The 11628-nt window shown below is 60.5% G+C and carries 13 protein-coding genes; 8 read left to right on the top strand and 5 right to left on the bottom strand.

The features are described 5' to 3' along the window. The first annotated feature begins 42 nt into the window (after positions 1-42). Together AC07N4_RS28375 and mqo are read left to right on the top strand one after the other, a co-directional pair. Complete coding sequence (locus AC07N4_RS28375; protein WP_085733640.1) at positions 43-276, top strand: hypothetical protein; 234 nt, start codon at positions 43-45, stop codon at positions 274-276. 737 nt (positions 277-1013) lie between these two features. Further along, positions 1014-2522: a malate dehydrogenase (quinone) gene (gene mqo, locus AC07N4_RS28370; protein WP_192558968.1), complete on the top strand. Its 1509-nt coding sequence runs from the start codon at positions 1014-1016 to the stop codon at positions 2520-2522. Between the two features lie 75 nt (positions 2523-2597). Here the strand turns inward: mqo and AC07N4_RS28365 are convergent, their stop codons facing one another. The 3 genes from AC07N4_RS28365 to AC07N4_RS28355 form a co-directional block, all read right to left on the bottom strand. Continuing rightward, positions 2598-2885 (bottom strand): PA4642 family protein, encoded by a 288-nt coding sequence (locus AC07N4_RS28365; protein ID WP_007951679.1) that lies wholly within the window; start codon positions 2883-2885, stop codon positions 2598-2600. A 63-nt stretch (positions 2886-2948) separates the two neighbouring features. Next, positions 2949-3428: a hypothetical protein gene (locus AC07N4_RS28360; protein WP_102621231.1), complete on the bottom strand. Its 480-nt coding sequence runs from the start codon at positions 3426-3428 to the stop codon at positions 2949-2951. Between the two features lie 88 nt (positions 3429-3516). Continuing rightward, positions 3517-4074: a hypoxanthine-guanine phosphoribosyltransferase gene (locus tag AC07N4_RS28355; protein WP_096822770.1), complete on the bottom strand. Its 558-nt coding sequence runs from the start codon at positions 4072-4074 to the stop codon at positions 3517-3519. A gap of 165 nt (positions 4075-4239) precedes the next feature. Here AC07N4_RS28355 and upp point away from each other — a divergent pair, with 165 nt between their 5' ends. Continuing rightward, positions 4240-4878, top strand: coding sequence for a uracil phosphoribosyltransferase (gene upp, locus AC07N4_RS28350; RefSeq protein WP_007951682.1), 639 nt, complete (start codon positions 4240-4242; stop codon positions 4876-4878). A 2-nt stretch (positions 4879-4880) separates the two neighbouring features. Continuing rightward, positions 4881-6155 carry a uracil-xanthine permease family protein gene (locus tag AC07N4_RS28345; RefSeq protein WP_096822768.1) on the top strand — a complete coding sequence of 425 codons (1275 nt, stop codon included), beginning with the start codon at positions 4881-4883 and terminating at the stop codon, positions 6153-6155. Positions 6156-6270: 115 nt separating this feature from the next. On the opposite strand, the gene hemH is transcribed toward AC07N4_RS28345, so the two are convergent. Continuing rightward, a complete protein-coding gene (gene hemH, locus AC07N4_RS28340) occupies positions 6271-7293 on the bottom strand; it encodes a ferrochelatase (protein ID WP_493066601.1) in 1023 nt (340 codons plus the stop codon). 13 nt (positions 7294-7306) lie between these two features. Continuing rightward, a complete protein-coding gene (locus AC07N4_RS28335; RefSeq protein WP_096822765.1) occupies positions 7307-8209 on the bottom strand; it encodes a TIGR01777 family oxidoreductase in 903 nt (300 codons plus the stop codon). A gap of 197 nt (positions 8210-8406) precedes the next feature. Between AC07N4_RS28335 and AC07N4_RS28330 the strand changes: the two genes are divergently transcribed. The 4 genes from AC07N4_RS28330 (at position 8407) to AC07N4_RS28315 (ending at position 11611) form a co-directional block, all read left to right on the top strand. Next, positions 8407-9393, top strand: coding sequence for an NAD(P)/FAD-dependent oxidoreductase (locus AC07N4_RS28330; protein WP_096822763.1), 987 nt, complete (start codon positions 8407-8409; stop codon positions 9391-9393). Continuing rightward, positions 9390-9605, top strand: a complete 216-nt coding sequence (locus AC07N4_RS28325) for a TIGR02450 family Trp-rich protein (RefSeq protein WP_192558971.1) — start codon at positions 9390-9392, stop codon at positions 9603-9605. The genes AC07N4_RS28330 and AC07N4_RS28325 overlap by 4 nt, the downstream gene beginning before the upstream one ends. Before the next feature lie 111 nt (positions 9606-9716). Further along, complete coding sequence (locus AC07N4_RS28320; protein WP_493066602.1) at positions 9717-10670, top strand: YbgA family protein; 954 nt, start codon at positions 9717-9719, stop codon at positions 10668-10670. After that, positions 10670-11611, top strand: a complete 942-nt coding sequence (locus tag AC07N4_RS28315) for a MerR family transcriptional regulator (protein WP_493066603.1) — start codon at positions 10670-10672, stop codon at positions 11609-11611. Before AC07N4_RS28320 ends, AC07N4_RS28315 begins: the two co-directional genes overlap by 1 nt. The last annotated feature ends 17 nt before the right edge of the window (positions 11612-11628 follow it).

The following is an 11628-nucleotide window of genomic DNA, read 5'->3' as shown; positions in this document are numbered from 1 at the left end:
TTTGACAATCTTCGTCACAGATCTCCAGAAGGAACACACACCATGCGCTATCTGATCTCGTTGTTCGCTCCACGTCCGCTGCACCGCAGCTTCGCCCTGCTCGACCACAACGGCCATTGCCAGGCTTTCAAACAGTGCAGCCTGCAGCCAATGGGTGACGGTTGGGTCGAAATCGAGGAAATCCGCCTCAACTGGTTGCACCAGCCTCTGCCTGCCAGCGCCCGGGTCGAACAGCACCGCCCTCGCGCACGCGCCCAGGCGATGTTGAGCATCTGACCGGATGCCTAATAAAAGTCATTAAACTCGACCAACTCCCCGCATTTCTTCGATACAATCTCCCCCCGATTATAAGGACGTCTCCTGATCGGGCCCCGCAACAGCGTCAATGCGCTTGCATTGGCATCAAAATCGCCCACAGAGAGCCGCCCACACAGATCGAGTGAAGCTGGCGTGCTTGCTGTTTCCCTGGCAAATCCCCGCTTTTCGCGAATCTGCAGAGCTGTCATGACGCTCGGTCACTGAGTTGTTTGCCCGTTTTGCCTGCCCATGTATCGCGTGGCGGCAATCCTTCCGGGCACGGTGCCAGGCCCGGACAGCCCTTTTTTGAGGTTCACGTCTTCAAAAGAGCGTGAAAAAAACGGGTTTTCACAACTTCACAAGAGTGTGGCGAGCAAATGAATAGTTTTGCGTCTGAACATGCACCATTAGCGTCTGAAACAGCCCAACGACACAGGAACGGGTACGCCTCGAATACCGGAGCCTGAAGCCTGTCCGCTACGGATTTGGTTGCACAAACGGATGTCTCGACCATAAGTCGAATTGCCAGCCCCGTGCTGAAATGAGTTCATGTGACTCTTGAAGCCAGGCCGCACGCATCCGTCGAAGTTGCGAAAAATTGCGAAGATTCGGACATGGCAAACCTGGCCATGGGTTCCTGGGGCGCAACTGACCTGCCCCGGATACCTGGCAGCCATGCCGACAATTTGGTGCTGCAGATTTTGGAGACGCGTTAAATGGCGCATAACGAAGCAGTCGACGTAGTTCTGGTTGGGGCCGGCATCATGAGTGCCACCCTTGCAGTCCTGCTCAAAGAGCTCGACCCGGCGATCAAGCTGGAAGTCGTCGAGCTGATGGATTCCGGTGCCGCGGAAAGTTCCAACCCGTGGAACAACGCCGGCACCGGCCACGCCGGCCTGTGCGAGCTGAACTACACGCCGCAGGCTGCCGACGGCACCGTCGACATCAAGAAAGCCGTGCACATCAACACCCAGTTCGAGGTGTCGAAGCAGTTCTGGTCGTACCTGACCAGGAAAGGCACGTTCGGCTCGTGCAAATCCTTCATCAGCCCGGTGCCGCACCTGAGCTACGTCGAAGGCGAAAAAGGCGTTTCATTCCTCAAGGAACGCTTCAACGTGCTGCACAAGCACCACGCCTTCGCCGACATGGAATACACCGAAGACAAGGCGAAGATGGCCGAGTGGATGCCATTGATGATGCCGGGGCGTCCGCAAGACCAGGTGCTCGCCGCCACCCGCGTGATCAACGGCACCGACGTCAACTTCGGCGCGCTGACCAATCAGTTGCTCAAGCACCTGACCAGCGCTCCGGATGCCCAGGTCAAGTACTGCAAGCGCGTGACCGGTCTGAAGCGTAACGCCAACGGCTGGACCGTCAGCATCAAGGACGTCAACAGCGGCAGCAGCCGCGAAGTCGACGCCAAATTCGTGTTCCTTGGCGCCGGTGGCGCGGCCCTGCCGCTGCTGCAAGCCTCGGGCATCGAAGAAAGCAAAGGCTTCGGTGGCTTCCCGATCAGCGGCCAGTGGCTGCGTTGCGACAACCCGGAAGTGGTCAAGCATCACCAGGCCAAGGTCTACAGCCAGGCGGCCGTGGGTTCGCCACCGATGTCGGTGCCGCACCTGGACACCCGTGTGGTCGATGGCAAGAAGTCCCTGCTGTTCGGGCCATACGCCGGTTTCACCACCAAGTTCCTCAAGCACGGCTCCTTCATGGACCTGCCGCTGTCGGTTCGCGCCGGCAACATCGGCCCGATGCTGGCCGTGGCCAAGAACAACATGGACCTGACCAAGTACCTGGTCAGCGAAGTGATGCAGTCGATGGAACAGCGTCTGGAATCCCTGCGTCGTTTCTACCCCGAGGCGAAAGCCGAAGACTGGCGCCTGGAAGTGGCCGGCCAACGGGTGCAGATCATCAAGAAAGACCCGAAAAAAGGCGGCATCCTGCAGTTCGGTACCGAACTGGTGGCCGCGAAGGACGGCTCCCTCGCCGCCCTGCTCGGTGCTTCGCCAGGTGCTTCGGTGACCGTTTCGATCATGCTGGAACTGATCGAGAAATGCTTCCCGGCCAAGGCCAAGGGTGAGTGGGCTGCCAAACTGGCGGAAATCTTCCCGGCCCGTGAAAAGGTCCTGGAAACCGACGCTGCGCTGTATCGCAAGATCAACGCGCACAACAACGTCGCGCTGGAACTGGTTGCAGCCAGTAACGAGACCGAAAGCTACGCCTGATTCGGCTCCATGAAAAACGCCCCGCACTCAGTGAGTGCGGGGCGTTTTTTTATGCCTCGGGAAAACCGCGAGCGATCAGCCGCGGGCCTTCTCGATCAGCTCGATGTATTCCGGTGCGTTGCGTTGATCGCGGATCTGGTCGACGAAGGTCTTGCCGTGCTCGTCTTTACCGTCCACGTCATAACCGGCTGCAACGAAGAAGGTCAGGAAGCGCTCGAAATCGTCGATGCGCAAGCCACGGTAGGCCTTGACCAGTTTGTGCAGCGACGGCGAGGTGGCGTCGACCGGCTCAAAATCGAGGAACAGCTTGATCTGCTCATCGCCGATCTCGTCACCAATCACTTGCTTCTTATCTTTACGCATTGCCGACTCCAGCTCGCAGACATTTCACGGGGCGGGCAGTTTACCCCCGCCCGGGCACAGGGCTCAACGCGCACGCGTGCTGCCGGTGTGCAGATCGGCCCAGATGTGGCCGTTGGCGTAGGTCAGGAACTGGCAGTACACCGTTTCGTTGCGCAACAGATCGATCACCACCCGGTACTGGGCCAACGGATAGAAGAGCGTCAGGGTCTTGCTCTTGTCGTCATACACCGGCTTTTTCAGGCTTTTGCTTTCGCCGTCAAAACTGACCAGTACCTGGTTGATCGTCGCGCCCTTGTTCAGCGACTTGCCCTTGAGGCGAATCATCAACGGCGACGTGACCGGAATCGGCTGCTGATTGGACTGACGCTGGGCACCGACCACCACGGAATAGTCGGTGACCTGCAACAGTTGCTGCTGCTCGGGTTCGGCATCGCGCAGGGTCAGGTCGTCGGGCGGCAGGAATTGGCTGTGCATCGGGGCGGCGGCCAGGGGCAGGCTGAGGGTCAGCAACAGGGCGGCGCAGCTGCGGATCAAGAGGCTCATGACAGGCTCCGGAAGGCGGGGCCGAGCACTTTAGCAGTCTTTAAAAGCAAAAGATCGCAGCCAGGGGCTGCGATCTTTCAGGGGACTCTTACATGCCTTTGACGGCGAAGATCCCGTTGGCGTTGCGCCAGTAGCCTTTGTAGTCCATGCCGTAACCGAAGATGTAACGGTCGACGCACGGCAGGCCGACGAAATCGGCTTTCAGGTCAGGACGGGCCTTGCGGTCGTGGTCCTTGTCGATCAGCACGGCGGTGTGCACTTTGCGCGCGCCAGCGTGTTTGCAGAAGTCGATGATCGCGCCCAGGGTGTGACCTTCGTCGAGGATGTCGTCGATGATCAGCACGTCGCGGTCGATGAACGAGACTTCCGGCTTGGCTTTCCAGAACAGGTCGCCGCCGCTGGTTTCGTTGCGATAGCGGGTGGCGTGCAGGTAGGACGCTTCCAGCGGGAACTGCAGATGGGTCAGCAGCTTGCCGGAGAAAATCAGCCCGCCGTTCATCACACAGAACACCACCGGGTTGCTCTCGGCCAGTTGTTCGTTGATTTGTGCACCGACGCGGGCAATGGCAGCCTCGACTTCAGCTTCGGTGTACAGGCAGTCAGCCTCTCGCATGATTTGACGGATATGCTCGAGATCAGCGGACATGGCGCTCTCCAAGGGGGGTCTGTTTCGGAAAAGCGGGCAAAGGTACGCATCCCGCACGGCCGAATCAAGCATTTGTGGACTAACGTACTGTATGTCCTATAGGACATCACCCTCGGATAGATTAATCTAGGCCGGTTTTTTTGCCCGCCGCCGGAGCCTTTCCCCATGTCCATCCAAGAGATCCGCCATCCGCTGATCCGTCACAAACTTGGCCTTATGCGCCGTGCAGACATCAGCACCAAGAATTTCCGTGAGCTCGCTCAGGAAGTCGGTGCCCTGTTGACCTATGAAGCTACCAAAGATCTGCCGCTGGAAACCTACGATATCGAAGGTTGGTGCGGCACTGTGTCGGTCGAGAAAATCGCCGGCAAGAAGATTACCGTCGTGCCGATCCTGCGTGCCGGCATCGGCATGCTCGAAGGCGTGCTGAGCCTGATCCCGGGCGCCAAGGTCAGCGCCGTCGGCGTTGCCCGTAACGAAGAAACCCTGCAGGCCCACACTTATCTGGAAAAACTGGTTCCGGAAATCGACGAACGCCTGGCCATGATCATCGACCCGATGCTCGCCACCGGCAGTTCCATGGTTGCAACCATCGACCTGCTGAAGAAGGCCGGTTGCAAGGACATCCGCGCGATGGTGCTGGTTGCCGCGCCGGAAGGCATTGCCGCTGTCGAGAAAGCTCACCCGGACGTGATCATCTACACCGCGTCCATCGATCAGAAACTCAACGAGCACGGTTACATCATTCCTGGGCTTGGCGATGCCGGTGACAAGATCTTCGGCACCAAGCAGAAGGACGCGTAACCATGCAGCAAGAGTTCAACGATCCGCTCTGGCGCACGGTGCTGTCCGGCGCACAGATGCTGTTCGTGGCTTTCGGCGCCCTGGTGCTGATGCCGCTGATCACGGGCCTTGACCCGAACGTGGCACTGTTTACCGCAGGTCTTGGGACGATTCTGTTCCAGATCGTCACCGGGCGTCAGGTGCCGGTGTTCCTGGCGTCGAGCTTTGCCTTCATCACCCCGATCATTCTCGCCAAGGGCCAGTTCGGCCTCGCCGCGACCATGGGCGGCGTGATGGCGGCCGGTTTCGTCTACACCTTCCTTGGCCTGGCCGTGAAGATCAAAGGCACCGGGTTCATCGACCGTCTGCTGCCGCCGGTGGTGATCGGTCCGGTGATCATTTCCATTGGCCTGGCCATGGCGCCGATTGCCGCGAACATGGCGATGGGCAAGGCCGGTGACGGTTCGGAGCTGATCCATTACCAGACCGCGATGATGATCTCGATGCCGGCATTGCTGACCACGTTGATCGTGGCGGTGTTCGGCAAAGGCATTTTCCGCCTGGTACCGATCATTTCCGGCGTGCTGGTGGGTTTCGCCATGTCCTTCTATTTCGGTGTCGTCGACACCGCGAAGATTGCGGCAGCCCCGTGGTTTGCGATCCCTCACTTCACTGCGCCCGAGTTCAACTGGCAGGCGATCCTGTTCATTGTCCCGGTGGCGCTGGCCCCGGCCATCGAGCACATCGGCGGCGTGATTGCCGTCGGCAGCGTGACCGGTCGCGACTACCTGAAGAAACCGGGCCTGCATCGCACCCTGCTGGGTGACGGTATCGCCACCACGGCCGCCGGCCTGTTCGGCGGTCCGCCCAACACCACCTACGCCGAAGTGACTGGCGCGGTGATGCTGACCAAGAACTACAACCCGAAAATCATGACCTGGGCGGCGATCTTCGCCATCAGCCTGGCGTTCATCGGCAAGTTCGGTGCCCTGCTGCAAAGCATTCCGGTGCCGGTGATGGGCGGGATTCTGTGCCTGTTGTTCGGTTCGATCGCGGCGGTGGGGATGAACACCCTGATCCGTCACAAGATCGATCTGGGCGAGGCGCGCAATCTGGTGATCGTTTCCGTCACGCTGGTGTTCGGGATTGGCGGTGTGCTGGTCGGCACCGGCACCGGTCCGGATGACTTCGGCCTCAAAGGCATCGCGCTGTGCGCGGTGGTGGCGATTGCGCTGAACCTGATCCTGCCGGGCAACGACAGCTGGAAACACAAGAAGGCGGATGAGCCACTGCTCTAAGCCTTGAGCGTTGGTCGTTCCCACGCTCCGCGTGGGAATGCAGCCCGTGACGCTCTGCGTCACTGGACGCGGAGCGTCCCTAGAGGCATTCCCACGCAGAGCGTGGGAACGATCATCAAAGAGCCAGTGGCGCCCGCTCACACAACGTCGCCAACGCCTTGGCCCATTGCGGGTCATCGTTCAGACACGGCACCAGCACCAACTCCTTCCCTCCCGCCTCGCGGAACTGTTCCTTGCCGCGATCGCCGATCTCTTCCAGGGTTTCGATGCAATCGGCAACAAACGCCGGGCACATCACCAGAATCTTCTTCACGCCGCTCTTGGCCAACTCATCCAGCCGCGCTTCGGTGTAGGGTTCGATCCATTTCGCCCGGCCCAGCCGCGACTGAAACGACACCGACCATTTACCGTCCGGGATGCCCATGCGTTTGGCAAACTCGGCCGCCGTGCGCAGGCACTGACCGCGATAACAGGTCGCAACCACCTCCGGCGGTGCACCGGCGCAGCAATCGCCGCCGCCCTCGAAACTGTGTCCCGGATTGAGCTTTTTCAGGTGCCGCTCCGGCAAACCATGGAAGCTCAGCAGCAGGTGATCGTAATCCTGCTGCAAGTGCGGTTTGGCGCTCGCCACCAGCGCGTCGAGGTATTCCGGCTGATCGTAGAACGGCTGCAATACCGACAGTTGCACATCGAGTTTCTTCTCGCGCACAACCCGCTTGGCTTCTTCGATCACGGTGGTCGTGGTGCTGTCGGCGAACTGTGGATAAAGCGGCGCGAGGGTGATGCGCTTGTGCCCCGCCGCGACCAGCTTCAACAGGCTTGTCTCAATGGACGGTTCGCCGTAACGCATGGCCAGTTCCACCGGGCCGTGGGTCCACTGCGCCTTCATCTGCTGTTGCAGGCGACGGCTTAGCACCACCAGCGGCGAGCCTTCATCCCACCAGATCGAGGCGTAGGCATGGGCCGACTGCTCGGGGCGTTTGATCAGGATCAGCGACACCAACAGACGCCGCACCGGCCACGGCAGGTCGATCACGTACGGGTCCATCAGAAATTGATTGAGATAGCTGCGCACGTCGGCCACCGAAGTGGAGGCCGGCGAACCCAGGTTGACCAGAAGCAAGGCGTGATCGGTCATGCAACGTCCTATTTCAGAGGCGGCTGGAGAGATCGTCCAGGGCCGCGCGTAAATCCGTGAAGCGGAAACTGAATCCGGCTTCCAGCAAGCGTGCCGGCGTGGCCCGTTGGCCACCCAGCAACAGCAATGACATCTCGCCGAGCCCGACCTTCAAGGCGAGGGCCGGCATCGGCATGAACGCCGGGCGATGCAGCACGCTGCCCAGCGTCTTGGCGAATTCGCGATTGCGCACAGGTTTCGGTGCGCACGCATTATAAGGACCGCTGGCCTGATTGCGGTGCAGAAGAAAATCAATCAGGGCGATTTGATCGTCGATATGAATCCACGACATCCACTGCCGACCATTGCCCAAGGGCCCGCCCAGTCCGAGTTTGAACGGCAGCAACAGGCGCGACAAAAAACCGCCCTCGGCCGACAGCACCAGCCCGGTCCGCACCAGCACCACACGAATGTCCATCGCTTCGGCGCGTTGCGCGGTTTCTTCCCAGGCAATGCACAACTGACTGGCGAAATCGTCGATCACCGGTGGCGAATCTTCGGTCAACTCGCGCTCGCCGCCGTCACCGTACCAACCCACCGCCGAGCCCGAGATCAGCAGTGACGGTTTCTGTCCGCGATTTTCCAGCCACGTCAGCAACGTTTCGGTGAGTGTGATGCGACTGCTCCACAACACGGCTTTTCGCCGATGGGTCCACGGCCGGTCGGCAATCGGCGCGCCGGCGAGGTTGACGATCACGTCGACCGGCTCGTCGCCAAAGTCCTCCAGACGCGCAATGCCACGCACTGGCGCTCCACAGATTTTCGCGACTTTTTCCGCGCGACGACTCAGCACGGTCAAGCGATGTCCCTGCCCCAGCCAGTGCCGGCAGAGCTGACGTCCGATCAATCCAGTACCGCCGGTCAGCAATATGTGCATGACATCTTCCTCGCGTGGCGTTTTACCCCGATCCCTAGTCTATTTTTATAAGCAGGGATCTTTTCTATCGGGCAGGCTCTATTGTTTAACAATAGGCCAAGCTGTCAGAACGAAAACGCTGGAAGTTATACCAAAAAACAAAATTGTACAGGTTTCATCCACGGCGTAGTCTGTACAGAAAGGTAAACGAGGCCCCTATGACTGTACCTATCGCAATCATTGGCACCGGCATCGCCGGACTCTCCGCCGCCCAGGCCCTGACAGAGGCCGGGCACAGCGTTCAGTTGTTCGATAAAAGCCGTGGCAGCGGCGGGCGCATGTCGAGCAAGCGCAGTGACGCCGGCTCGCTGGACATGGGCGCGCAGTATTTCACCGCCCGCGACCGACGCTTCGTCACCGAAGTCCAACGCTGGCAAAGCCAGGGCTGGGTCGCCGAGTGGACGCCGCAGCTCTACACCTATCATGGCGGGCAACTGAACCTGTCGCCGGACGAGCAGACCCGCTGGGTCGGCACGCCGCGCATGAGCGCCATTACCCGTGGCTTGCTCGACGGCCTGGAAGTGCACTTCGCCTGCCGGATCACCGAGGTCTATCGCGGCGAAGAACACTGGCACCTGCAAGATGCCGAAGGCTTCACCCACGGGCCGTTCAGCCATGTGGTGATCGCCACCCCGGCCCCACAGGCCACCGCGTTGCTGGCCGCTGCACCGAAACTCGCCGGGGCTGCCGCGGGCGTGAAGATGGACCCGACCTGGGCCGTCGCCCTCGCCTTCGATACGCCGCTGGATACCCCCATTGAAGGCTGCTTCGTACAAGACAGCGCCCTCGACTGGCTGGCCCGCAACCGCAGCAAACCGGGGCGCGACAACACGCTCGACACCTGGGTCCTGCACGCCACCAGCGCCTGGAGCCGCCAGCACATCGACTTGCCCAAGGAGGCGGTGATCGAGCAATTACACGGGGCCTTCGCCGAGTTGCTGCACAGCGCCATGCCCGCGCCCACCTTCAGTCTCGCCCACCGCTGGCTCTACGCTCGCCCATCCACCAGCCATGAATGGGGCACGCTGGCGGATGCCGATCTGGGGCTGTATGCGTGCGGTGACTGGTGCCTGTCAGGCCGGGTCGAGGGCGCGTGGCTCAGTGGTCAGGAAGCTGCACGCCGTCTGCACGAACACTTGCAGTGAACCGCTTCAATCCGCGCAAACTGCTGCTGTCGAAATGGACAGCAGCCCTCCCGCAAAACCGTGAAAAGCATTTTCTGATAACCAGACTATTCTGCGACGAGGATGGCACGGTGCTGGAGATTGAATTACAGGCTGTGTTGACCCGACACAGCACGCAGTTGGACTGGCACGCATTGCAGGACGATGCGCACTGGAAAATGGGCTGGCTCTAGGTCTCGCCAAAATCCTGTACAAATAAATTGACTTGTACACCCTTGAATCTATGCTGAAGGAATGTTGTACAGAATAATTATTTTGTACAAATTCAGATTCGAGGTGCCTCCATGTCCGAATTGTCCCCACCCAAGATCGCCATCAGCGCCTGCCTGATGGGGGCCGAAGTGCGCTACAACGGCGCACACAAGGAATCGCGACTGTGCACCCGCACCCTCACTGAGTATTTCCAGTTCGTCCCGGTCTGCCCGGAAGTCGCGATCGGCCTGGGCATTCCCCGCGAGCCGATTCGCCTGGTGGGCGACCCGGATCATCCCCACGCCCTCGGCACTGTTCATCGCGAGACCGACGTCACCGATGCGCTGTCCGCTTATGGCCAGAAAATGGCCACCGAACTCGATGACATCTGCGGCTACATCTTCATGCAGCAATCGCCGTCCTGCGGGCTGGAGCGGGTCAAGGTCTATCACCACAACGGCGCGCCGATCGGCAGCGGGCGCGGGATCTACGCCCAGGCGTTCTGCGCTGCACACCCGGACTTGCCCGTGGAAGAGGCCGGGCGCCTGAACGATCCGGTCCTGCGGGAAAACTTCATCACCCGAGTGTTCGCCTACAGCGACTGGCAACAGGTGCTCGAACACGGCCTGAGCCGCCGCGCCCTGACCGACTTCCACTCACGTTACAAATACCTGCTGATGGCCCACAACCCGGTGCAATACAAGGCGCTGGGCAATCTGCTGGGCAACATGAGCGGAATCGATCCCGTGGCCCTCGGCCCGCGCTACTTCAGCCAATTGATGGCGGCGCTGAGCACCTGCGCCACGCGCCGCACCCACAGCAACGTGTTACAGCACATCAGTGGCTACCTGAAACGGGCCATCAGCACCGAAGACAAACAGGAAATGCAGCACGTCATTGGCCAGTACCGCCACGGCATCGTGCCGCTGGTGGTGCCGCTGACGCTGCTCAAGCATCACTTTCGCCAACACCCCGATCCGTACATCGCGCAACAGGTTTACCTGCAACCGCACCCGGAAAACCTCAGCCTGCGAAACGCCATTTGATGAACGACTCACCCGACAGCAGCGCCCGCGAAGACCTCGGCGCCGACTTCAAGAAAGCCCTCGACGACGGCTGGCTGCCGATCCGCGAGGTCGCGCGCCAGACCGGCGTCAACGCGATTACCCTGCGCGCCTGGGAACGCCGTTACGGATTGATCGTGCCCCAGCGCACGCCTAAAGGTCATCGCCTGTACTCGGCCGAACACGTGCAGCGCATCCAGACCATCCTCACCTGGCTCAACCGAGGCGTTGCGGTCAGTCAGGTCAAACCGCTGCTCGACACACCGCAAGCCTTCAACGAGCCGCTGGAAAACGAATGGCAGCCGTTGCATCAAGCCGCACTGCAGGCGGTCATCCAATTGAACGAGCGCAGCCTCGACGACAGCGTCAACCAGGCCATGGCGTTGTACCCGCCGCGAACCCTGTGCGAGCAATTGCTGATGCCGTTGCTGGCGGAACTCGAACAGCGCTGGCAGGGCCAGTTCGGTGCGCAGATGGAACGGGTGTTCTTTCACGCCTGGCTGCGTAGCAAATTCGGCGCACGCATCTACCATAACAATCGTCAGTTGCGCGGTGCGCCACTGCTGCTGGTCAATCAGTCGGACTTATTGCTGGAGCCGCACCTGTGGCTCTGCGCCTGGTTGATCAGCAGTGCCGATTGCCCGGTGCAGGTGTTCGACTGGCCGCTGCCGGCCGGGGAGCTGGCGTTGGCAGCCGATCACCTGCAGGCCCGTGGCGTACTGCTGTATTCCAGCAAAGCCATGAACCTTGCGCAGTTGCCGAAACTGTTGAATGGCGTCATCTGCCTGAAAATGATTGCCGGACCAACGGTGTGCATCCACCACGCCGAGTTGTCCGTAAGAACCTCCGAGATCGCTGATCTGTACCTGGCCGAAGATCCTCTGGCGGCGCATCAGGTGCTGATAGAGCGAGAGTTGATTTGATGAAGACTGTCGAGAAC

It is taken from the genome of Pseudomonas sp. GW821-FHT09E04 (assembly GCF_059416185.1).
This window is presented reverse-complemented; position numbering and strand designations above follow the sequence as displayed.